This window comes from Streptococcus milleri, assembly GCF_900636525.1.
Classification (GTDB): domain Bacteria; phylum Bacillota; class Bacilli; order Lactobacillales; family Streptococcaceae; genus Streptococcus; species Streptococcus hominis.
Window position 1 is genome coordinate 711,076 of the sequence record NZ_LR134288.1, and the last position, 23,977, is coordinate 735,052.

Sequence of the window (23,977 nt, forward strand, 5' to 3'; positions counted from 1 at the left end):
TAGAAGAAAGGATAGAAATGGTTACTTCCTATCCTTTTTCTATACTCTTTTTATTTCACATAGAGTTCACGATCTTTTAAGATAATTTCTTGGATGTGAGCATATTTTTTAAGTGTTTTTAATTCTTCTGGGTGGCTGATGAATGTAATGACAGATCCTTTTTTGCCCATGCGGCCAGTTCGTCCAGCGCGGTGTGTATAGGTTTCAAGGTCACGAGGTAAGTCGTAGTTGATGACACATTCAAGAGAATCAATGTCAATTCCTCTAGCTACCAAGTCAGTAGCAAGCAAGAGTGTAAGCTCGTCGTTTTTAAATTGCTCCAAGATAATCTTACGGAATTTAATGTTGACATCACTAGCCAAGGACACAGCCTGAATATGACGGTATTGCAACTTTTCCTCAGCACTTCCTAAGTCCGAGAGGGCATTGAAAAAGATAAGCGCACGAAATTCTGAAACTTGAGCTAGCTTTCGCAAGCATTCAACTTTGTCGCGCTGTTTAACTTGCATATAAAAATGACGAATATTATCAAGTTGTTGATTTTCTGTTTTGATTTGGATTGTATTTTCAACAATTTTATCCTGCTCAAATTTAGCAGTAGCACTCATATAAATCAATTGATGTTCACGAGGTACATAGTGAATAATTTTGTCAACAAAGTGATATTGTGAATCACTAAGCAATTGATCAAATTCATCCAGAATGATTGTATCAACAGTCATCATTTTGATTTTTTTTAGTTTAATCAGTTCAAAAATGCGTCCTGGCGTCCCGATGAGAATTTCAGGGCCTTTTTTTAACCGTTCAATTTGTCGTTTTTGACTGGAACCAGATAGAAAGAGTTGAGCTGTTAAGTCAAGTAGTTCAGCCCACGTTTTAGTAACGTCAAAAATCTGTCCAGCTAACTCAGTATTGGGGGCTAAGATAAGTAATTGCTGGGATTTCTTAGGTTTTAGTTTTAGAAGAGTTGGGAAAAGGTAGGCAAGTGTTTTTCCAGTTCCGGTAGGGCTTATCCCAAGGACATTTTCACCCTCTGTAATAGGCTGAAAGAGTTGGTCTTGAATGGGAGTTAAATGCTCAAAGCCAAGTTTGGTGAGTTGGTCTTGCCAACTTTGGGGAAATTTAGTTGTTATCATCATCAGCCTCAAATCTAATACCAGCATCTTGTCGCATACTAAATAGAGCTTTATGCACGGCGGCAGCAGCGTCTAGCCAATTTTGGTAAACTTCTTGTTTTATTTCACCGCTTAATACTTTAGCGAATTGTTTGGCTTCTTCAGCCATGGTGTGAGAAGAGCGTGTGATTTCAAGAGTTGTTTTCTCCTTGTTTAGATTTTGGAAAACAGCAGAAGTGATAAATTCAATCGAATTTAAGGTTAATGTACCATCTGTTGTGTAAATCTCGGCAGGGAAAAAGCTATTGATATTTTTTCCGGTTTGGATAGTCACTTGAAATTCTGGATAGATTAAACTTCCTACTCCATTTAGATCAACGGTATTTGGTAACTGCTGAGCGGTGTAATAAGCATTTTCTGGTACTCCAAAAAGTCGTATAGCTGCATAGACAGGATAAATACCTAAGTCCATTAGAGCACCGCCTGAAAACTTAGCAGAAAAGACATTTGGTTCTTGTCCAGCTAGTAAGTCTGGCATTTTGGAAGAATACTTCGCATAGGTGAAATGCGCTCCAAGAATGGTTTTGTCTTTGAGAAAATCTGAAATGACATCAAATGATTGCTCATGATAATTTCGAGCCGCTTCAAAGATATAAATATGCTGTTCTTGCGCCAATGTTACCAATTCAGCCCATTCTTCTGGGCGTGAGACAGCAGGTTTTTCTACAATTACATGTTTGCTTGCTAAAATAGCAGCTTTTGCTTGTGGAAAATGCAGAGAATTGGGGCTTGCAATATAAATAATGTCTATATCACTAGTTAAAAAATCAGCCATATCTGTGTAGCAATCTACATTTTCATAATGACTGGCAAATGCTTGAGCAGCTTGTATCGTCCGTGAATATACCGTAGTCAATTGATACTCTTTTGTCGAATGAGCAGCCTTGACAAATTGGTGAACAATGTCTCCTGTTCCAATCGTTCCGAGTTTTAACATCGTTTTCTCCTTATTTTTTGTCTTGTCATTTATTTTAATTTACCTCTTTCATTATATCATGATTTGGTGTAAAATAGGTAAGATGATAAAAAATGGAGTGAATAATGCAAAATAGACCGATTATTATTGGAGTAACTGGTGGTTCTGGTGGCGGTAAGACGAGTGTTTCAAGAGCCATTCTGTCAAATTTCCCAAATGAAAAGATTTCTATGATTGAGCATGATTCTTATTATAAGGATCAGTCACATTTGACGTTTGAAGAGCGAATCAAGACCAACTATGACCACCCTTTTGCTTTTGATACAGATTTGATGATTGCGCAAATCAAGGAATTGTTGGCAGGACGTCCGGTAGATATTCCGACGTATGACTATACAGCTCATACACGCAGTGATAAAACGTATCGTCAAGATCCGCAAGATGTCTTTATTGTAGAAGGAATTCTGGTTTTAGAGGACAAACGCTTACGTGATTTAATGGACATTAAGATTTTTGTTGATACGGATGATGATGTTCGGATTATTCGTCGGATTAAGCGTGATATGGATGAGCGTGGACGTAGTTTAGACAGTGTCATTGAGCAATATTTAGGTGTGGTAAAACCCATGTATCATCAATTTATTGAGCCTACGAAGCGCTATGCGGATGTGATTATTCCAGAAGGAGCTTCTAATACAGTGGCGATTGATTTGATTACAACGAAAATTGAAAAAATCTTGCAGGAAGCAAGAGAGTAATAGAAAGGAAGTCTAGTGAGGGAGTGCTAGACTTTTTAGGTGATGATGATAAATAGTGTAAAAAGAAAAAGAGAGTTTCATTCGCGATCGAAATTTTTTGCCTGTCTGCTGACTTTTTGTGCGGGATTTATTGATGCTTATACATTTATTGAAAGAGGCGGGACATTGGTTGCGGGCCAAACAGGAAACGTTGTTTTCTTGTCAGTTGAATTGATTCATCATGAGACAGGAGAAATAGAAGTGAAGTTAGCAACGATGCTGGCTTTTATGCTAGGCATTTTTGTGCTAACTATTTTCAAAAATAACTTTGAAAATTCTTTATGGCGCTTATCCAGCATTCTTCCACTGATTTTGGTTTGTGGGCTTACAGGATTTCTACCAGTAACTGTGTCCAACCTTTTCATTGTTCCACCGATTGGTTTTTGTATGGGGTTGGTGGCAACAGCTTTTGGTGAAGTGGACGGTATTGTCTACAATAATTCCTTTATGACGGGCAATATCAAAAAAACAATGGTTGCTTTTGGTACTTATGTGCGGACAAAAGAAAAAATTTGCTTAGCGGAAGGTATTTTCTTCGTTGCTTTATTAGGAAGTTTTGTGACAGGAGCGATTGTTTCCACTTATTTGATACAATTTTATTTGTTGAAAACAATCTGGCTCGTAGCTATTATTTTACTAGCATTTTTAACTTTTAGAATGGTGCAATACATTCGCAGAAGATAAATTAAAACTGCAACTCAGCTTTGATGAGAGTTGCAGTTTTTTGATAGAGTTATGGAATGTTAGTCTTTGTAAGAAACGATACCAATAATGGTATCAACAGCGCGTTCCATTGTTTGCAGACTGACATATTCAAAGCGCCCATGCATATTTTCACCGCCGGCAAAGATATTTGGTGTTGGAATGCCCATAAAGGAAATCTTTGAGCCGTCTGTTCCGCCACGAATAGGTTCGATAATTGGCTTGATGTCCAATTTTTCCATAACAGCCTTTGCAATATTGATAGGTGTCATGTCTTTTTCAATGACTTGGCGCATATTGTAGTACTGATCTTTAAGCTCTAGCTGAACGCGTTCACCGCCAAGCGTTGCATTCATTTTAGCGGCAATAGAGCGCATGAGTTCTTTGCGTTGCTCAAAAGTTGCTGTGTCGAAGTCACGAATGATATAACTTGCTTTTGCTTCTTCGACAGTTCCTTCTACATTCATAAGATGATAGAAGCCCTCGTAGCCGTCTGTTAGTTCAGGGCGAGCACCGTCTGGCAATTGATTATGAAAGTCAATAGCTAATTGCAGAGCATTGATCATTTGTCCTTTGGCAGTGCCTGGGTGGACATTGCGTCCTTGGAAAATAATTTCTGCACTAGCTGCAGAGAAGGTTTCAAATTGAAGTTCACCGAGCGGTCCACCGTCAATCGTATAAGCAAAATCTACATCGAAATCTACTGCATCAAACTTGTCAGCTCCAACACCGATTTCTTCATCTGGACCAAAGCCAACTCGAATTTCGCAGTGCTTGATGTCAGGATGAGTTGTCAGATACTCAATCGCTGTCATAATTTCAGCAATACCTGATTTATCATCAGAGCCGAGAAGGGTTGTTCCATCAGTTGTAATCAAGGTTTGTCCCTTATATTTTTTCAGACTATCAAAATCAGCAGGGTCAAGGTTAAAACCAGATTGTCCTAGCGAAATTACACTGCCGTCATAATTTTCAATAATTTGTGGATTGACACCTTCTGCATTGAAGTCTGCTGTGTCCATGTGGGAAATGAGACCAATTTTGCGCGTGAGACTTGGGTCATTTGCAGGAAGAGTGCCGATAGCGTAGCCATTTGGTAAATAATATACATTTTCCAAACCAACGCGTTTCATTTCAGGAATGAGGATGTTATTGGCAAAATCTACTTGGTTTTGTGTGCTTGGTGTCGTCGTAGAATGTTCATCTGAACGCGTATTTACTTTTACATAAGTCAAAAAACGTTCTAAAAGAGTAGGGTAGTTCATAAGTTCTCCTTTTTGCATAGATGTAATTAGTGTATCATATTTTTGGAGGGAAGGCTATCTACAAATAGTGAAATAATGACAATATGTTTCAATAAAAATCATGAACTTGAAAAGAAGCTCATGATTCATCCTATTAGTTATTCAAAATGAGTTTTTCAATAGCTGTGGCAACACCGTTTTCATCATTGCTATCTGTAACGTAATCAGCGAGTTTTTTTACATAATCACTGGAATTTCCCATAGCCACACCAAGACCTGCAAACTCTAGCATTTCGATGTCATTATTGGCGTCACCAATTGCCATAATTTCTTGGGGCTTGATATCTAATCGTTGAGCTAATTCCCTAAGAGCAGTCGCTTTAGTAGTGCCTTTGGGCATAGCTTCGTAAATGACTGGTTGGGAACGAACGCCGCTGAAATGCTGGCAAATCTGGCTTGCAAATTGCTTTTCAAAGGTGTCTAATTCGTCAGGCTGTGCTAGAAACATAGCTTGGAACATGATATTCTTGCCGCTGATAGCTTCTTTGAGGCTGATTTCTGTGGGGGTTGTAAAAACAAGGCTAGCGTCATAAGTGACTAGCTCACTTGGCTTTTCGTCTACTACTAAATAACGTTCTTCATCAAAAAGAGTCAATTGGGCAGGAGTTTGCTTGGCAATTTTATCCAAGTAAAGAATGTTTTCCACACTCAACTCTTTCCAAGCAACAAGATTCCAATCCTTGGTTTGATGAGTAGAGCAGCCGTTGTTAATGATGACATATTCGTTTTCTCCGCTCAACCCTAATTGTTCATAGTAAGGTTTCACTCCGACCAAGGGACGACCTGTACAAAGAACGAGCTTTACTCCGTTTTCAACTGCCTCATGAATAGCATCAATATGTGCTTGGGGAATTTCTTTTTGGCTATTTAAAAGTGTGCCATCCATATCTAATGCGATTAATTTAATCATAGCACCCTCGTTTCTATAAATATATTTGCTTTTATTATAGCACAAATGAAACGGGATATGGAACGCTTTTTCAAGACTGGTAAAAGTCACCTGCCTTATGTTATAATAAATAGAATACCCGAAAAGGATGAGAAAAATGAACTTAGATGAATTAAAAAAACGGCAGGAAAAGATTCGGAACTTCTCTATTATTGCTCACATTGACCACGGTAAGTCGACTTTGGCAGACAGAATTTTGGAAGCAACGGAGACGGTCTCCAGCAGAGAAATGCAGGCTCAGCTTTTAGATAGCATGGATTTGGAGCGGGAGCGGGGCATTACCATTAAGCTCAATGCGATTGAACTCAACTATACTGCCAAGAACGGTGAAACTTACATTTTTCACTTGATTGACACACCAGGACACGTGGATTTTACCTATGAAGTCTCTCGTTCTTTAGCAGCTTGTGAAGGGGCTGTTTTGGTGGTTGATGCAGCACAAGGTATTGAAGCACAAACTTTAGCCAATGTCTATCTCGCCTTGGATAATGATTTAGAAATTTTGCCGGTTATCAATAAAATTGACCTTCCAGCTGCTGACCCAGAGCGGGTGCGAACTGAGATTGAAGATGTCATTGGTTTGGACGCAAGTGAAGCTGTGTTGGCTTCGGCTAAAGCTGGTATCGGGATTGAAGAAATCTTAGAGCAAATCGTAGAGAAAGTTCCTGCACCGACAGGAGATGTGACTGCACCACTCAAGGCTCTTATTTTTGACTCGGTTTATGATGCTTATCGTGGAGTTATTTTGCAAGTGCGCGTGATGGACGGAGTGGTCAAACCGGGTGATACCATTCAGCTGATGAGCAATGGCAAGACTTTTAATGTGACCGAAGTTGGTATTTTTACTCCAAAAGCTGTTGGACGAGATTTTCTTGCAACAGGGGATGTTGGTTATATTGCAGCTTCTATCAAGACTGTTCAGGATACTCGGGTTGGCGATACAGTAACCTTGGCGAATAATCCAGCAGATGAACCACTTCATGGCTACAAGCAAATGAACCCAATGGTTTTTGCTGGTCTTTACCCGATTGAATCCAATAAATATAATGATTTGCGGGAAGCTTTGGAAAAACTTCAGCTTAATGATGCCAGTCTACAATTTGAACCAGAAACGTCTCAGGCACTAGGTTTTGGCTTCCGTTGTGGTTTCCTCGGTTTGCTCCACATGGATGTGATTCAGGAACGTTTGGAGAGAGAGTTTAATATTGACTTGATTATGACGGCACCGTCGGTTATCTACAAGGTTAATATGACAGACGGCGAAGCCCTTGATGTTTCCAATCCGAGCGAATTTCCAGAACCGACCAAGATTGATTCCATTGAAGAGCCTTATGTCAAAGCACAGATTATGGTGCCGCAGGAATTTGTCGGAGCAGTCATGGAATTGGCTCAGCGTAAACGCGGTGACTTTGTGACCATGGACTATATCGATGAAAATCGAGTCAATGTCATCTACCAAATCCCGTTGGCAGAAATTGTCTTTGACTTCTTTGACAAACTAAAATCCTCAACTCGTGGCTATGCTAGCTTTGACTATGAAATCTCAGAATATCGCAAATCAAGTCTCGTTAAAATGGATATTCTCCTTAATGGCGACAAAGTAGACGCTCTTAGCTTCATTGTTCACAAGGAATTTGCCTATGAACGCGGAAAATTGATTGTTGAAAAATTAAAGAAAATTATTCCGCGTCAGCAATTTGAAGTGCCGATTCAGGCAGCAATCGGTCAGAAAATTGTGGCACGGACAGACATCAAAGCTCTACGAAAAAATGTACTTGCCAAATGTTATGGTGGAGATGTTTCCCGTAAACGTAAGCTTTTAGAAAAACAAAAGGCTGGTAAGAAGCGGATGAAAGCAATCGGATCTGTTGAAGTGCCTCAGGAAGCGTTCCTCAGTGTCCTCAGCATGGATGATGAGTGATATGTACAAAAGTTATAAAGAGAGTGGAATGCTCTCTTTTCTTGTGTCGTGAAATAATTGTGAACTCTAAATAAATATGCTAAAATAAAAAGATAGGAGGAATTAGTTATGAAGAAGAAAAAGAGCTGGCTGATTTTATTTTTAGCGGTACTCCTTATCTTTACACTAGAAGCATGTAGTTCAAGCGGAGGGAATAAACCCAAATCATCACAACAGTCATCTTCGTCAAGTAGAGTCTCTGCAAAAGAAAGCAGTAGCTCAAGTTCATCAAATGCTACGAAAAAAGATGTGAAGATGGAAGAAATGCAACGTGTTGGTTCGGATGATTACGGTTATATTGATATTCCTAAAAAGTGGGTGAAGTTTACTGATGTAAATGGTGGTGATAGTATTCAATATACAGATGATTCTGCCTATAATATTGTGACCATGAATGCCTATACGAAAGAAAAAGCCAACATCAAAGAAGGAGAAGAATTTACAGCACAAACGATTGCTAATCGCATTTACTACAATTGGCAAAACAATGCAGGCGTAAAGAAAATTTGGGGTTCAAAAAGCACGGTTACAGGTAACGAAGCTTATCAAGTTAATGTTATAATGAAATCAGGTCAATACTTGATTAGTTGGATTTTCAAAAAAGACGAGAAAGTTTATCTCATTGCATTCGAGGGCGATCGAGCAACACTCATAAAGTTCATTAATTATATCGAAAATACATGGAGCTTGAGTAAAGAAAAAACAAAAATTTAAAAGTAAAGTGGAGTTCAAATTGTGATTTTACAAACATCGCGATTTCAATCCACTTTTTAAATAGTTTGGGAAAGCTATAATAAAGGCTTCAGCCATGATTTGGGTCTTTTTTGAAAGAATATTTTCTTCAATTTATCGTAAATATTTGCTAAATTTGGTATAATAGATTGAATTTTGTTTAAGAGAGAGAAAAAATGTCAACTTTAGAAATGTTAAAATCAGAATTAAACGGAATTGATATCCGTTTTGATGAACCTTTGAAACAATACACTTATACCAAAGTAGGTGGAGCTGCTGATTATTTGGTTTTCCCGCGAAATCGCTATGAATTGGCACGAGTGGTGAAATTTGCTAATCGGGAGCAGATTCCTTGGATGGTACTAGGGAATGCTAGCAATATCATCGTTCGTGATGGTGGTATTCGTGGTTTTGTCATTATGTTTGACAAATTAAACGGAGTGGCAGTGGATGGCTACACCATTGAAGCAGAAGCGGGTGCTAATCTCATCGAAACGACTCATATTGCACTTCATCATAGCCTAACAGGTTTTGAATTTGCTTGCGGGATTCCAGGGAGCATTGGTGGAGCTGTCTTTATGAATGCTGGTGCTTATGGTGGTGAAATTTCGCATATTTTACTTTCTTGTAAAGTGTTGACACGGGATGGAGAAATCAAAAATATTAGTGCTCAAGACATGAAATTTGGTTATCGCCGTTCCTACGTTCAACAGACAGGTGATGTGGTGATTTCTGCTAAGTTTGCCTTAGCACCAGGAATGCACCGTGTGATTCGTCAAGAAATGGAACGTTTGACCCACCTTCGTCAATTGAAGCAACCATTAGAGTATCCTTCTTGTGGCTCTGTTTTTAAACGTCCGTTAGGGCATTTCGCAGGGCAATTGATTAGTGAAGCAAATTTAAAAGGGCATCGCATTGGTGGGGTAGAAGTTTCTACAAAGCATGCAGGTTTTATGGTCAATGTTGATAATGGAACTGCAGCAGATTATGAAAATTTGATTGCACATGTGATTGAGACAGTGAAAGCTCATTCTGGTGTGACTTTGGAAAGAGAAGTCCGAATTATTGGGGAGAAGTGATAATATCTTGGTATTTTTCGATGACATTCTCCAAGAAAATCAGTCAGGACAAGACTTTAATCTGTCAATCTATGAAAAAGAAGGAATTTATGGCAATTGAACAAACCAATCATTGAATTTAAAAACGTATCAAAAGTTTTTGAAGATAACAATACAGTCGTTTTAAAGGACATCAATTTTGAGTTAGAAGAAGGCAAATTTTACACACTTCTAGGTGCATCTGGATCAGGAAAATCAACCATTCTAAATATCATCGCTGGCTTGTTAGATGCTTCAAGCGGTGATGTTTTTCTTGATGGCGTCCGAATCAACGATATTCCGACTAATAAACGCGATGTGCACACGGTGTTTCAGTCCTATGCTCTTTTTCCGCATATGACCGTTTTTGAAAATGTGGCATTTCCGTTGCGTTTGCGTAAAGTTGAAAAACAAGAAGTAGAACGTCGGGTTGCGGAAGTCCTGAAAATGGTGCGTTTGGACGGTTTTGAGAAACGCTCTATTCGCAAACTTTCTGGTGGTCAGCGTCAGCGGGTTGCTATTGCGCGTGCTATTGTCAATGAACCGCGTGTGGTTTTGCTAGATGAGCCTTTGTCTGCACTAGATTTGAAGTTGCGGACAGACATGCAGTATGAATTGCGGGAATTGCAACAGCGTCTGGGGATTACCTTTGTCTTTGTCACCCATGACCAAGAAGAAGCGCTGGCTATGAGCGACTGGATTTTTGTGATGAATGACGGGGAGATTGTGCAGTCAGGGACACCTGTTGATATATATGATGAACCTATCAATCACTTTGTAGCGACGTTTATCGGGGAATCCAATATTCTTCCTGGCAAGATGATTGAAGACTATTTGGTCGAATTTAATGGCAAACGATTTGAGGCTGTCGACGGAGGAATGCGTTCTAATGAGCAAGTGGAAGTCGTCATTCGTCCAGAAGATTTGCGGATTACACTTCCGGAAGAAGGAAAACTACAAGTTAAGGTTGATACGCAGCTTTTCCGTGGCGTGCATTATGAAATCATCGCTTATGATGGCTTGGGTAATGAGTGGATGATTCATTCGACTCGCAAAGCCATTGTCGGAGAAGAGATTGGGCTGGACTTTGAACCAGAAGATATTCATATCATGCGTCTCAATGAAACAGAGGAAGAGTTTGACGCTCGGATTGAAGAATATGTCGAAATGGAAGAGCAAGAAGCAGGCTTAATCAATGCCATTGAGGAGGAGCGCGATGAAGAAAACAACCTCTAATCTTTTTGTTGCTCCTTATATTCTTTGGATATTATTATTTGTATTGGCGCCTGTTGCCATGATTGTTTGGCAGTCATTTTTCAATGTCGAAGGTCAATTTACCCTTGAAAACTACAAGACTTACTTCGCTTCGCAAAATCTGACTTATCTCAAAATGAGTTTGAACTCTGTTTTATATGCGGGGATTATCACAGTTGTCACCTTAGTAATCAGCTACCCAACGGCATTTTTATTGACGCAATTAAAACACAGACAGCTTTGGTTGATGCTCATTATCTTGCCAACCTGGGTCAATCTCCTTCTCAAAGCTTATGCTTTTATTGGGATTTTCGGGCAAAATGGCTCTGTCAATCAATTTTTAAGTTTTATTGGGATTGGTCCTCAGCAAATCCTGTTTACAGATTTCTCTTTTATTTTTGTAGCCAGTTATATTGAACTGCCCTTTATGATATTGCCGATTTTTAATGTTTTAGAGGACATGGACCAAAATCTGATCAATGCCAGCTATGATCTTGGTGCCAATCGTTGGGAAACCTTCCGTCGTGTCGTTTTTCCCTTATCTATGAATGGCGTGAGAAGTGGTGTGCAGTCAGTCTTTATTCCCAGTCTCAGTCTTTTTATGCTGACGCGTTTGATCGGTGGCAATCGTGTTATTACGCTAGGTACAGCCATTGAGCAGCATTTTCTGACTACACAAAATTGGGGCATGGGCTCAACCATTGGTGTCGTCTTGATTGTAGCCATGCTCGTTATCATGTGGGCAACGAAAGAAAGGGGAGAGCGATGAAAAAAACTGCTAGTATTTATTTAACAGTCGTCTTCTTAATTCTTTATTTGCCGATTTTTTATTTGATTGGCTATGCGTTCAATGCTGGCGATGATATGAACAAGTTTACAGGCTTTAGTCTGACGCATTTTCAAAATATGTTTGGTGATACTCGCCTAATGCTCATTTTAGCACAAACTTTTTTCTTAGCCTTTCTATCTTCTTTGATTGCAACAGCAATCGGAACGTTTGGTGCTATTTATATTTATCAGGCAAGAAAAAAATATCAAGAAGCCTTTTTGTCGGTCAATAATATTTTAATGGTAGCACCAGATGTCATGATTGGGGCAAGTTTCTTAATTCTTTTTACGACTATCAAATTTCAATTAGGTTTTCTATCTGTTCTGGCGAGTCATATTGCCTTTTCAATTCCTATCGTAGTTTTGATGATATTGCCGCGGCTAAAAGAGATGAATGACGACATGATTAAGGCGGCCTATGATTTAGGAGCAAGCCAAGTTCAGATGCTCAAGGAAATCATGCTGCCTTATCTGACGCCAGCGATTATTGCAGGGTATTTTATGGCTTTTACCTATTCCTTGGACGATTTTGCAGTGACCTTCTTTGTGACAGGAAATGGTTTTTCAACCTTGTCGGTTGAGATTTACTCGCGTGCTCGTCAAGGGATTTCTTTAGAAATCAATGCTCTTTCAGCTTTGGTATTTCTGTTCAGTATTCTTTTGGTAATTGGCTATTACTTTATTTCTCGTGAGAAGGAGGATGCAGCATGAAAAAGCTTTATTCATTTTTAATGGGCATTGTTGCCATTATCCTTGTCCTTTGGGGAGTAAGCTATCATATTGAAAGTCGGACAAAAAGCGGGAATGGTGACAAATTGGTCATCTACAATTGGGGAGATTACATTGATCCAGAATTATTGACGAAATTTACAAAAGAAACCGGTATCCAAGTTCAATATGAAACTTTTGATTCTAACGAATCCATGTACACGAAGATTAAGCAGGGCGGGACAACCTACGATATTGCTATTCCCAGTGAATACATGATTTCAAAAATGATGTCGGAGCACTTATTAGAAAAGCTGGATCATTCTCAGATTAAAGGCTTAGAAAATATTGGAAATCGGTTTTTAAATCAATCATTTGATCCCCAAAATCAATACTCCATTCCTTACTTTTGGGGAACGCTTGGCATTGTCTACAACACTGAATTAGTCAAAACAGCACCTAAGCATTGGAGTGACCTGTGGCGACCTGAATATAAAAACTCTATTATGATGATTGATGGAGCTCGCGAGGTAATGGGTGTCGGGCTAAATGCTTTAGGTTATAGCCTCAATTCTAAAAATACTAAGCAATTACAAGAAGCGGTTGATAAGCTTTATACATTAACGCCGAATATCAAAGCCATTGTAGCAGACGAGATGAAAGGCTATATGATTCAAAATAATGCTGCTATTGGTGTTAGTTTCTCTGGAGAGGCGCGGCAGATGCTGGATAAAAATCCGAAATTGCGTTATGTAGTACCGCCAGAAGCCAGCAATCTTTGGTTTGATAATATTGTCATTCCTAAAACGGTCAAAAATAAAAAAGCTGCTTATCAATTTATTAACTTTATGTTAAGACCTGAAAATGCCTATAAAAATGCTTTGTATGTTGGCTACTCAACACCTAACATGCCTGCTAAGGCGATGTTGCCAAAAGAAATTCAAGAGGACAAAGCCTTTTACCCAGATGAAGAAACAATGAAGCACTTAGAGGTCTATCAACAACTCGGCGCTAAGTGGCTAGGAATTTATAATGACTTGTATCTTCAAGTGAAAATGTATCGGAAATAATGCTCCGTGAAAATTGTTTCGAGCCTTGTTAGCCACCGGACTGTTAAAGGCTGCGGATAAAGAAACCGAGGTTTCCATCAAAAACCTTCTGGAAGCCAGTTGGAGTCGTAGGACAGGATTCACGCAGTGAATCTTATTCAGACTTTTTGATTTTCATTGAGAGTATAAAATTAAATATAAAAAATAACGGAAGTTGAGCAACTCCCAGACCTTGGTCTGATTGGTTGTCTCGCTTCCGCTTTTTTAATTGCTAGAGCTTGAAGTAGTTGTATTTGTGTCATTGTCAGTCGTTGTGCTGCTTGTCTGACTAGAGCTAGTATCGCTTGATGTATTACTAGACTGCGTGGTGTCAGAACTAGTGCTACTCGTTTCTGTTGCGCCTTGACTCGCAGCTGTTGTGTCGCTAGACTTAGCCCCGTCTGTTGTTGTTTCTTTCTGAATTTCTTTGATAATAGTTGTTTGCGTTGTCTGGCTACTTTTTGTCTTATTATCAGATTTATTATTGTTCATGAAAGTCAAGATTGTAATCGTTGCAGTGATAATCCCAAGAATACTCCCAATCGTAGCAAGGGTCTTCTGAAAAGCAGAAAGTCCTTTTTTGATATGATGACGAGTAGGTGTTTTTTCTTCTTTTGCATTTGCCGTTTTGTTTTTCCGAGAATAATTTTCCATTGTGAGTTGATAATCTCCTTTCTCATCTTCATTATACCCTCTTTATTTAAAATTGTCTTAAAAAAATTCAAAATGTTGAAAATTTCATGTAAAGCGATTGAAAATTGATTGAAAAAATTACCTTTTACAAAAAATCAGCTCCATCCTTGTCTGTCCTGTTAGCAGATAGAAAGAGCTGATTCACTTATAAGGAAGGAACTAGGAAAGATGTGCTTGCGCAACAGCTAATCGTGCAGCAGGAACGCGATAAGGTGAGCAAGAAACATAAGTAATGCCAATCTCTTGGAAGAAAGGAATAGAAGCTGGATCTCCTCCGACTTCACCGCAAATGCCGATTGGAAGTTCTGACTTCACTTGACGAGCTTTAGAAATAGCTATTTTCATGAGCTCGCCCACTCCAGATCGGTCAATGGTTTGGAATGGATCGAATGACATGATTTCTTCCTCTTTGTAATGCTGGATAAATTTTCCAATATCATCACGAGAAAAACCATAGGTCATTTGTGTCAAGTCATTGGTACCAAAACTAAAGAAGTCTGCTTCCTCGGCTAACTGATTTGCGATGAAACAAGCACGTGGCAGTTCAATCATTGTACCGATTTCATAAGGGAATGGCTGCATGTGATGTTTCTTGAAAATCTTATCAATATGCTGACAAAGAGATGTTTTGATTGAAACCAACTCCGCCTTTTCTGCGATTAAAGGAATCATGATTTCTGGTTTAATGACCATGCCTTCTTTTGCTAGTCTTATAGCGCTATTAAAAATGGCTTCTACCTGCATTTTATAAATTTCAGGCTGTGTAATTCCCAAGCGGCAACCACGATGTCCCAGCATTGGGTTCGTTTCTTGTAGAGAAGTGATTTTCCGCGTTAGTGTATCAAGAGGTACTTGCAATTTCCCAGATAATTGCTCAATTTCCTGTTGTGTTTTTGGTAAAAATTCATGCATAGGCGGATCCAATAAACGGACAATCATCGGTTTGTCCTGAATTGTTTGAAACATTTGATAGAAATCCTCTTCTTGGAAAGCCAAGAGTTTCTTTAAAGCGGAATTTGTTTCTACTTCGTCGTTTGATAAAATCAATCTCCGCATTTCTAAAATTCGTTTTTCACCAAAGAACATGTGCTCTGTACGAGCAAGGCCAATTCCTTTAGCACCAAATTGCATGGCTGTTTTCAAATCTTGAATGGTTTCAGCATTCGCTCGAACGGTTAGCTGTGCAATTTCATCTGCCCAAGAAAGGAACATCTGTAATTCGTCATTATTATCAATCATAGTGGTTGGAATGCTTCCAATGTAGAGTTTGCCGGAAGTGCCATCTACAGAAAGGATGTCTCCCTCTTTTAAGGTTACCTTACCGCATACAAGTGTTTTTCCGTCTTCGTTGATAGATAATTCTCCGCATCCTGCGACACAACAAGTGCCCATGCCACGAGCTACAACAGCTGCATGAGAAGTCATGCCACCGTGACTGGTCACGATTGCTTGACTAACTACCATTCCTTCAATGTCTTCAGGAGAAGTTTCTTGGCGAACCAAAATCACTTTCTTTCCAAGTGCATGAAATTCTTTGGCGCGCTCGGCAGTAAAGACAATTTCTCCTGTTGCGGCACCTGGACTAGCGGGAAGCCCCTGAGTTAAGTGATGAGCTGATGTTAAAGCTTTTTCTTCAAAAACAGGGTGAATCAGTTGGGTAATGGCAGAAGGACTGACTCGTAGGAGAGCTTCTTGCTTTGAAATCATTTTTTCATTCACTAAATCCAAAGCAATTTTTAAGCTTGCTTTAGCCGTCCTTTTTCCGTTTCGAGTTTGCAGGATATAAAGTTTTTCTTTTTCAATAGTAAATTCAATATCTTGCATATCTTTGTAGTGTTTTTCAAGAACCTTGGCGTAGTTGCAGAAATCTTCATAGGCTTGCGGTAAGATCCGTTTAAGAGAGTCAATCGGCTCTGGAGTCCGAATACCGGCAACGACATCTTCTCCTTGAGCATTGAGCAAAAATTCCCCAAATAGATGATGTTCACCAGTGGCAGGATTTCTGGTGAAAACAACGCCTGTGCCGCTTTTTTGGTCGCTATTGCCAAATACCATACTCTGGACATTGACAGCCGTACCTAAATCATGTGGAATGTGGTTTAGTTCACGGTAGACTTTAGCGCGTGGGTTGTTCCATGATTTGAATACCGCTTTGATAGCAGCGTAGAGTTGCTCTTTAGGGCTTTGTGGGAAATTTTGATAGTGTTCCTGATAGAGTTCTTTATATTGTTGAATAAGTGATTGGTGTTCTTCTTTTGAAAAGTCATTGACCTTCTTACTCAACTGTTTTTCGTTTTTTTCTAAGCATTGGTCGAATTCTTCTTTGGGAATGCCGTAAACGACATCAGCAAACATCTGCAATAAACGCCGATAACAATTGTAAGCGAAATTGGCATTTGTCGCATCTGCTAAAGTCTGAACACGCAAGTCATTTAGACCAAGATTGAGAATCGTGTCCATCATACCAGGCATAGAAATTTTAGCTCCACTACGGACAGAAACCAGTAGTAGTGAGGGTTCATTCCCCATGAAAAATTTATTCGTTTTGGTTTCTAGTTTAGTAATCGCTTTCAAAATTTCCTCTTTTAAAATAGATTCAAAAAAGGAAGGAGTTTCTAAATAACGTAGACAACTTTGAGTTGTAATCGTAAATCCCTCAGGTACAGGCAGCCCCAAATGGGTCATTTCTGCCAAATTGGCACCCTTACCACCTAGTAGCGCCTTGTCTTCAGCGCGTCCTTCTTCAAAAGAATAAATCCATTTATCCATTTTTGCCTCCAATTTATTAAATATGTGTCATAATAAAAGACAAATATATTGTAATATACGTCATATATGTTTGTCAACTGAAAAAACCAATCATAAATCGTTGACAAACGAGTTTTATTTGTTATAATATGACACATAATAATAATTTGAAATTGATATTGGAAAAGGAGTAAAAGTTGAAATTAACAAAACGACAAAAAGAGATCGTTGAGATTGTAAAGAAAGATCAACCGGTTAGCGGTGAAAAAATCTCAGAACTGCTAGATGTGTCTAGAGCAACTTTGCGCTCAGATTTATCCTTTCTAACCTTAGTGGGGATTTTAAAAGCAAGTCCGAAAGTTGGCTACACTTATGCTGGTTCGGATTTGGAAACGCTCTTTTTCTTTGATACTTTTCAGAAGAAAGTTGAAGATGTCATGACCTCACCAGTATTGGTGGCGCACGATTCGTTTATTCAAGATGCCATTATTACTTTATTTATGTATGATGCAGATGTTCTCTATGTGATAGATGAAAAAAAGCAGCTACTAGGTATTTTATCGCGAAAGGATTTGTTAAGAGCGGCGCTCAATGACAATATTGATGTGACACCAGTAGCCGTTTGCATGACCAGAATGCCACATATAAAAACCTGCCATAAGGATTTGAATATCCTTGAAGCTGCGGCGCTTTTGCAGGATTTTGCTATTGATTCCTTGCCTGTTGTGGAGGAGCAAAATGAAGGTCATATTATCGGAACAATTACGAAGTCGGCTTTGTTGGACTTTATTATCCAAGAAGCTAGAAATGCAGAAGTGAATAGATAAAAAAGGAGTTTTCATGAAACAAGAGATTACCATTTACGCCATTTCTGATTCTTTGGGAGGAACATCCCAAAAATTACTATCAGCCGTCATGGCTCAATATCCAGATTTGATTTTTAATAATAGCTATCGGTTTCCTTTTATCAATAAGGAATCTGAATTGTTGGATATTTTGCAGGACGCTATCAAGGATGACGCAGTTGTGATCAGTACCTTAGTAGACAGTCATTTAGCAGCAACTGCGAGGGAATTTAGCAGAGTCAATCATTTGTCTTATCTGGATTTGATGAATCCGTTCTTTGAAATCATCAAGGAAAAAACAGGTACTCAGCCGATTGAAGTTCCGGGAGTCTTACACCGTTTGGACACGGAATATTTCAATAAAATCTCTGCTATTGAATTTGCTGTTAAATATGACGACGGCAAGAACCCGCAAGGATTTTTGGAGTCGGATCTTGTGATTCTAGGAGTTTCTCGAACTTCCAAGACTCCGCTCAGCATCTATTTAGCTAATAAAGGCTACAAAGTATCCAATCTTCCCTTGATTCCAGAGGTTCCGCTACCGCAAGTCTTGGATAAAGTAGATAGAAGAAGAATGATAGGCTTGGTGTGTGACCCAGATAAATTGGCAAAAGTGAGAAGTAACCGTCTGGATGCGCTCGGTTTGACACAAGCTACAAGCTATACAGATATTGAAAACATTTATGAAGAATTGGACTATTCTAAAAAAGTATTTCAAAAATATCAAGCACATGTTATCAATATGACAGATAAATCTATTGAAGAAACGGCTTGCATTATTGAAGAACATTTAAAATCTCTGGCTTCAAAATAAGAATCAAAGCCCTAAGGTGCTATATTTAAACGAGGTGAACGAATGGAACAATACAAACGAATTTTATTAAAAGAGTTTGATTCCAAGCAAAAGGTCATTACAGAGTTAATCAATCTGGAAGCTATTTTAAATTTGCCAAAAGGGACAGAATTGTATCTTAGCGATATTCATGGTGAGTTTGAGGCTTTTGACTATATCCTAAGGACCTGTGCGGGGAATCTGAATGAAAAAATCAACGACTGCTTTGGAGAGGAATTATCAAAAGCGGAAAAAGACAAGCTGACCTTGCTGATTGCTTATCCCCAGGAAGTTTTGAGCGATGGTTTTCTTTATCCTTTGAAAGACAAGAGTTGGTATGGAGAAATTATTCAAAACTTGTTGACTTTGCTAACTTTTGTGGCAGCAAAATACACTCGTTCCAAAGTGAGAAAAGCTTTGCCACCACAATATGCTTATGTGATTGAAGAATTGCTCTATACAGATCGAAATTTGCCGGATAGCAATATTTATTTTGAAACGATTCAGAACTATTTGATTGATTTAGGCGAGGCAAGTCAGTTTATTTCGGCATTAGCAAAGGTCATTCGGCAGTTAATCATTGATCATCTTCATATAGTTGGCGATATTTTTGACCGCGGGGCAGCCGCAGATAAAGTAATGAATGAAATCATGGCTTATCATTCTGTGGATATTCAATGGGGCAATCACGATATTATCTGGATGGGGGCTTTCTTTGGCTCGAAAGAATGTTTGCTTATTCTCTTGCGAATAGCTGCTAGATATGGCTATCTTTACGATATTGAGAGAGCTTATGGTCTCAATCTAAGGTCGATCGTTCTTTTTGCCGAAAAGACTTATTCGGAAAATGCGAAATTTAAGCCCAACTTAGGAAAACGAAGCGACAGCTATTCTCCTAAAGAAATTCTCCAATTGGAAAAGGTTCACCAAGCACTAGCAATCATTCAGTTTAAATTGGAAAATCAACTGATTAAAAGGCGGCCGGAGTTTGATATGGCTCAAAACTTGACGCTTGATAAGATTGATTATTGGGAAGAGAGTATTCTAGTTGGAGAAAAGAAGCATTTTTTAGCTAATACTTGCTTCCAAACAATCAATCCTCAAGAGCCAGATCAGCTGACAGACGAGGAAGAGGAAGTGGTTGCTACTTTGCTAGATTCTTTTCAGCATTCAATTCAAATCAAACGTCACATTTCTTTTTTGATGAACAAGGGTTCGATGTATAAGATTTATAATAATCACCTCCTTTTTCATGGCTGCATTCCTCTAGAAGCGTCAGGAGACTTTCAACCCTTACAGATCAATGAAATCCGCTATGCTGGCAAAGAATTGCTCGACTTTTTTGAATATCACATTCGAGAAAGTTCTAAAAATCCAGAGATTCAAGACGATTTCTCAACGGATCTTATCTGGTATTGTTGGAATGGAAAACTGTCTCCCTTGTTTGGCAAGGATAAGATGACCACCTTAGAGCGTTATTTTATTGAGGATAAGGAAACGCACGTTGAAAAGGAAAATCCCTATTTCTCCTATCGGAATTCTGCTAAGATTTGCAAGTTGATTTTGGAAGAATTCGGTCTCTTTTCTGAAGATTCTAGGATTGTAAATGGGCATACACCTGTAAAAACGTTGAAAGGCGAATCTCCAATTCGAGGTGAAGGAATGCTGTTCGTTATTGACGGTGGTTTGTGTGAAGCCTATCAAAAGAAAACGGGAATTGCTGGCTATTCCTTGCTCAATAATTCATATGGTTTTCAAATTGTCACACACCAACCTTTTCAAAATGTGCAAAAAATGATTGAGAAGGCTGTAGATCTCTCATCCTTGAAGAGAGTGATTGAGCATGTCCGTGAGCGAACTTTGATAAAATCAACTACAATCGGTCAAAGCCTCATCGAACAACAACAGGAACTATCCGCTCTCTTGCATGAATTTTATGATTAACCTTCATGGCTCTTCAAGTCAAAACTTGGAGGGTCTTTTCATTTCAAGTCTTGCTGTTGTCCCCATTTCTTTTTCGTGTTACAATAGGAGTATTGAAATGGAGAGATTTAAGATGATTTATTTAGACAATTCAGCAACGACCAAGCCTTACCCAGAGGCTTTGGCTACCTACACAGAAGTTGCTTCTAAAATTTGGGGAAATCCTTCTAGTCTCCACAGTTTGGGCAATCAGGCGACCCGCTTGTTAGATGCATCTCGCAGGCAAATTGCGGAGCTTCTCGGTAAATCCTCTCAAGAGATTTTCTTTACGTCTGGAGGGACGGAAGGTGATAATTGGGTTATCAAGGGTGTGGCTTTTGAAAAAGCGCGCTATGGCAAGCATATCATTGTATCTGCTATTGAGCATCCAGCAGTGAAAGAATCCGCTCTCTGGCTGATGCAGCAAGGTTTTGAAGTGGATTTTGCACCTGTTGATAAAAAAGGTTTTGTAGATGTTGAAAAATTAGCTACCCTTATCCGATCGGATACGACTTTAATTTCAGTCATGGCGGTCAACAATGAAATCGGATCTGTTCAACCAATTGCAGCTATTTCAGAACTTTTAGCGGACAAGCCAACTATTTCTTTTCATGTGGATGCAGTACAAGCCATAGCTAAGATTCCAACGGAAGATTACTTGACCGAGCGCGTGGACTTTGCGACATTTTCTAGTCATAAATTTCATGGATTACGGGGTGTTGGTTTTGTCTATATCAAGTCTGGTAAGAAAATCAGCCCGCTGTTGAATGGTGGTGGTCAAGAATCAGATAAGCGTTCTACGACTGAAAATTTGGCGGGTATTGCAGCAATGGCAAAAGCTTTGCGTTTATCTATAGAAAATCTGGGATCCTTCACTACACGGACAGCCAAGATGAAAGGGATTATCCTAGAAGAGCTAGCTAAATACCCTGATGTAACAATTTTTTCAGGAACAGAAAATTTTGCACCGCATATTCTAACTATTGGTATCAAGGGGGTACGAGGAGAAGTAGTGGTCCATGCTTTTGAAGAGTATGATATTTATATATCTACTACGAGTGCTTGTTCCTCTAAAGCTGGCAAACCAGCTGGAACCTTAATAGCTATGGGTGTTGAAAAATCCCTGGCTCAAACGGCTGTGCGAATTAGTCTGGATGCCGATAATGATATGAGTCAGATTGAGCAATTTCTGACAACGTTTAAACTCATTTATGAAAAAACTAGAAAAGTAAGGTAAACAATGCAATATTCAGAAATTATGGTTCGTTACGGCGAGCTTTCAACCAAAGGAAAAAATCGCATGCGTTTTATTAACAAATTGAAACGCAATATGCAAGTAGTCCTCTCTATTTACCCAGATGTGCATGTGAAAGCAGACCGAGATCGTGCACATGTCTATCTTCACGGAACGGACTATCAACCTGTTGCAGAATCGCTTAAACAGATTTTTGGGATTCAAAATTTCTCGCCGTCTTATAAGATTGAAAAATCAGTTCCTGCTTTGGTTGAAGCGGTGCAGACAATTATGAAAGAAATTTACAAAGAGGGGATGACTTTTAAGATTGCCAGCAAACGCAGTGACCACAATTTTGAATTGGATAGTCGTGAATTGAACCAGACCTTGGGAAATGCAGTCTTTGATGCGATTCCACATGTTCAAGTCAAGATGAAAGCACCAGATATTACACTGCAAGTAGAAATCCGCGAAGAAGCAGCCTATCTGTCCTATGAAACGATTCGTGGAGCAGGCGGTCTTCCTGTCGGAACATCTGGAAAAGGCATGCTGATGCTGTCAGGCGGGATTGATTCACCCGTTGCAGGCTATCTAGCTCTAAAACGTGGAGTGGATATTGAAGCGGTGCACTTTGCTAGCCCCCCTTATACAAGTCCCGGTGCTCTCAAAAAGGCGCAAGATTTGACGCGCAAATTAACCAAATTTGGTGGCAGTATTCAATTTATTGAAGTGCCATTCACGGAAATTCAAGAAGAAATTAAAGCGAAAGCACCAGAAGCTTATCTGATGACCCTAACTCGTCGCTTTATGATGCGCATTACAGATCGCATTCGTGAAGAACGCGGGGGACTTGTTATCATCAACGGAGAAAGTCTTGGTCAAGTTGCTAGCCAAACGCTAGAGAGTATGCAAGCGATCAATGCTGTCACCAATACTCCAATTATTCGTCCAGTCGTGACTATGGATAAACTAGAAATCATTGACATTGCTGAAAAGATTGATACATTTAATATCTCGATTCAACCCTTTGAAGATTGTTGTACCATCTTTGCGCCAGACAGGCCTAAAACCAATCCAAAGATAAAAAATGCCGAGCAATACGAAGCACGTATGGATGTGGATGCTTTAGTGGAACGTGCTGTTGCTGGTATCATCATTACTGAAATTACACCAGAAGCAGAAACAGACGAGGTGGATGAAATGATTGAGGGATTGTTGTAATAAGAACGGATTTTGAGATTGGAAGTTATTCTGGGAAATTATTAAAAATTACTAAAAGCTACTGAGTTAGTCTTTTGATAAAAAATACTTGCCAAAGGCTATCAGAAATGCTATACTTATAGAGTTGACTATGCACAGCCTGTGCAACCGCTCGAACATCGTCACAAGTGGTTCGTCCCACGATGCTAGGCGAGTCTTCACAAAATTAGGGGAAACCCGTAAAATTCATAGGAGGTGCATAATGAGCACATACGCAATCATTAAAACTGGCGGCAAACAAGTTAAAGTTGAAGTTGGTCAAGCAATTTACGTTGAAAAATTAGACGTTGAAGCTGGTCAAGATGTAACATTTGACGAAGTTGTTCTTGTTGGTGGTGAAAACACTGTTGTCGGAACTCCGCTTGTTTCTGGAGCTACTGTTGTTGGAACTGTTGAAAAGCAAGGAAAACAAAAGAAAGTTGTTACTTACAAGTACAAACCTAAAAAAGGTAGCCATCGTAAACAAGGTCACCGTCAACCATATACTAAGGTTGTCATCAATACAATCAACGCTTAATTTTTAAGGAGAGCACATGATACAAGCAGTCTTTGAACGAGCCGAGGATGGTGAGCTGAGGAGTGCAGAAATTACTGGACACGCCGAAAGTGGCGAATACGGCTTTGATGTCGTGTGTGCGTCGGTTTCTACGCTTGCTATAAATTTCATCAATTCGATTGAGAAATTCGCAGGCTATGAACCAATCTTAGAATTAAACGAAGAAGAAGGTGGATTTTTACGAGTAGAGATTCCTACGGATATTCCACCTCACCAAAGAGAAATGACTCAACTTTTCTTTGAATCATTCTTCTTAGGTATGGCAAACTTATCGGAGGACTCAGCTGAGTTCGTCCAAACAAGAGTTATCACAGAAAACTAACACGGAGGAAAAACA

The 23,977-nt window shown here is 39.2% G+C and carries 22 protein-coding genes and 1 other annotated feature; of the genes, 16 read left to right on the forward strand and 6 right to left on the reverse strand.

Translation table 11 applies throughout. From position 1 onward, the window contains the following. Positions 1-50 precede the first annotated feature (50 nt). Entirely contained in the window at positions 51-1,139 is a 1,089-nt protein-coding gene (locus tag EL087_RS03490; protein WP_037566825.1) for a DEAD/DEAH box helicase, read from the reverse strand. Next, positions 1,123-2,112 (reverse strand): Gfo/Idh/MocA family protein, encoded by a 990-nt coding sequence (locus EL087_RS03495; protein ID WP_126406871.1) that lies wholly within the window; start codon positions 2,110-2,112, stop codon positions 1,123-1,125. Before EL087_RS03495 ends, EL087_RS03490 begins: the two co-directional genes overlap by 17 nt. Positions 2,113-2,216: 104 nt before the next feature. On the opposite strand from EL087_RS03495, the gene udk reads away from it, so the two are divergent. Continuing rightward, positions 2,217-2,849 (forward strand): uridine kinase, encoded by a 633-nt coding sequence (gene udk, locus EL087_RS03500; protein ID WP_003039926.1) that lies wholly within the window; start codon positions 2,217-2,219, stop codon positions 2,847-2,849. Positions 2,850-2,891: 42 nt separating this feature from the next. Next, complete coding sequence (locus EL087_RS03505; protein WP_164558146.1) at positions 2,892-3,572, forward strand: YoaK family protein; 681 nt, start codon at positions 2,892-2,894, stop codon at positions 3,570-3,572. 59 nt (positions 3,573-3,631) lie between these two features. Here EL087_RS03505 and pepT read toward each other — a convergent pair whose 3' ends face one another. Together pepT and EL087_RS03515 are read right to left on the reverse strand one after the other, a co-directional pair. Beyond that, the gene (gene pepT / locus EL087_RS03510) at positions 3,632-4,855 is read right to left on the reverse strand and encodes a peptidase T (RefSeq protein ID WP_003040133.1); all 1,224 of its coding nucleotides are present in this window, start codon (positions 4,853-4,855) and stop codon (positions 3,632-3,634) included. Positions 4,856-4,988: 133 nt separating this feature from the next. Then, positions 4,989-5,804 (reverse strand): Cof-type HAD-IIB family hydrolase, encoded by an 816-nt coding sequence (locus EL087_RS03515; protein ID WP_126406873.1) that lies wholly within the window; start codon positions 5,802-5,804, stop codon positions 4,989-4,991. Positions 5,805-5,940: 136 nt separating this feature from the next. On the opposite strand from EL087_RS03515, the gene lepA reads away from it, so the two are divergent. From lepA to EL087_RS03550, 7 genes are all read left to right on the forward strand, one after another. Further along, positions 5,941-7,764 carry a translation elongation factor 4 gene (gene lepA, locus EL087_RS03520; protein ID WP_126406875.1) on the forward strand — a complete coding sequence of 608 codons (1,824 nt, stop codon included), beginning with the start codon at positions 5,941-5,943 and terminating at the stop codon, positions 7,762-7,764. A gap of 108 nt (positions 7,765-7,872) precedes the next feature. Further along, positions 7,873-8,517 (forward strand): hypothetical protein, encoded by a 645-nt coding sequence (locus tag EL087_RS03525; RefSeq protein ID WP_126406877.1) that lies wholly within the window; start codon positions 7,873-7,875, stop codon positions 8,515-8,517. A gap of 194 nt (positions 8,518-8,711) precedes the next feature. Continuing rightward, entirely contained in the window at positions 8,712-9,614 is a 903-nt protein-coding gene (gene murB / locus EL087_RS03530; protein WP_126406879.1) for a UDP-N-acetylmuramate dehydrogenase, read from the forward strand. Between the two features lie 96 nt (positions 9,615-9,710). After that, on the forward strand, positions 9,711-10,868 hold the full coding sequence (locus EL087_RS03535; RefSeq protein ID WP_126406881.1) for an ABC transporter ATP-binding protein: 1,158 nt from the start codon (positions 9,711-9,713) through the stop codon (positions 10,866-10,868). Then, on the forward strand, positions 10,849-11,655 hold the full coding sequence (locus EL087_RS03540; protein WP_126406883.1) for an ABC transporter permease: 807 nt from the start codon (positions 10,849-10,851) through the stop codon (positions 11,653-11,655). The genes EL087_RS03535 and EL087_RS03540 overlap by 20 nt, the downstream gene beginning before the upstream one ends. Further along, entirely contained in the window at positions 11,652-12,425 is a 774-nt protein-coding gene (locus tag EL087_RS03545) for an ABC transporter permease (RefSeq protein WP_126406885.1), read from the forward strand. The genes EL087_RS03540 and EL087_RS03545 overlap by 4 nt, the downstream gene beginning before the upstream one ends. After that, entirely contained in the window at positions 12,422-13,492 is a 1,071-nt protein-coding gene (locus tag EL087_RS03550; protein WP_126406887.1) for an ABC transporter substrate-binding protein, read from the forward strand. Before EL087_RS03545 ends, EL087_RS03550 begins: the two co-directional genes overlap by 4 nt. Positions 13,493-13,735: 243 nt before the next feature. Here the strand turns inward: EL087_RS03550 and EL087_RS03555 are convergent, their stop codons facing one another. Beyond that, positions 13,736-14,164, reverse strand: a complete 429-nt coding sequence (locus tag EL087_RS03555) for a DUF6556 family protein (protein ID WP_126406889.1) — start codon at positions 14,162-14,164, stop codon at positions 13,736-13,738. A gap of 198 nt (positions 14,165-14,362) precedes the next feature. Continuing rightward, a complete protein-coding gene (ppdK, locus tag EL087_RS03560) occupies positions 14,363-16,972 on the reverse strand; it encodes a pyruvate, phosphate dikinase (RefSeq protein ID WP_126406891.1) in 2,610 nt (869 codons plus the stop codon). Positions 16,973-17,148: 176 nt separating this feature from the next. On the opposite strand from ppdK, the gene EL087_RS03565 reads away from it, so the two are divergent. The 7 genes from EL087_RS03565 to EL087_RS03595 all read left to right on the forward strand — a co-directional run bounded on the left by EL087_RS03565 (position 17,149) and on the right by EL087_RS03595 (position 23,962). Then, entirely contained in the window at positions 17,149-17,778 is a 630-nt protein-coding gene (locus EL087_RS03565) for a CBS domain-containing protein (protein WP_059220636.1), read from the forward strand. A 13-nt stretch (positions 17,779-17,791) separates the two neighbouring features. After that, on the forward strand, positions 17,792-18,610 hold the full coding sequence (locus EL087_RS03570) for a pyruvate, water dikinase regulatory protein (RefSeq protein ID WP_126406893.1): 819 nt from the start codon (positions 17,792-17,794) through the stop codon (positions 18,608-18,610). Between the two features lie 42 nt (positions 18,611-18,652). Further along, positions 18,653-20,572: a fructose-1,6-bisphosphatase gene (locus tag EL087_RS03575; RefSeq protein ID WP_126406895.1), complete on the forward strand. Its 1,920-nt coding sequence runs from the start codon at positions 18,653-18,655 to the stop codon at positions 20,570-20,572. 112 nt (positions 20,573-20,684) lie between these two features. Then, the gene (locus EL087_RS03580) at positions 20,685-21,827 is read left to right on the forward strand and encodes a cysteine desulfurase family protein (RefSeq protein WP_126408133.1); all 1,143 of its coding nucleotides are present in this window, start codon (positions 20,685-20,687) and stop codon (positions 21,825-21,827) included. Between the two features lie 3 nt (positions 21,828-21,830). Continuing rightward, on the forward strand, positions 21,831-23,045 hold the full coding sequence (gene thiI, locus EL087_RS03585) for a tRNA uracil 4-sulfurtransferase ThiI (protein WP_126406897.1): 1,215 nt from the start codon (positions 21,831-21,833) through the stop codon (positions 23,043-23,045). Positions 23,046-23,180: 135 nt separating this feature from the next. After that, positions 23,181-23,252: a sequence feature (ribosomal protein L21 leader region), on the forward strand. A gap of 34 nt (positions 23,253-23,286) precedes the next feature. Beyond that, positions 23,287-23,601, forward strand: a complete 315-nt coding sequence (gene rplU, locus EL087_RS03590; protein ID WP_126406899.1) for a 50S ribosomal protein L21 — start codon at positions 23,287-23,289, stop codon at positions 23,599-23,601. Between the two features lie 16 nt (positions 23,602-23,617). Then, complete coding sequence (locus tag EL087_RS03595) at positions 23,618-23,962, forward strand: ribosomal-processing cysteine protease Prp (RefSeq protein WP_003040403.1); 345 nt, start codon at positions 23,618-23,620, stop codon at positions 23,960-23,962. Positions 23,963-23,977 lie beyond the last annotated feature (15 nt).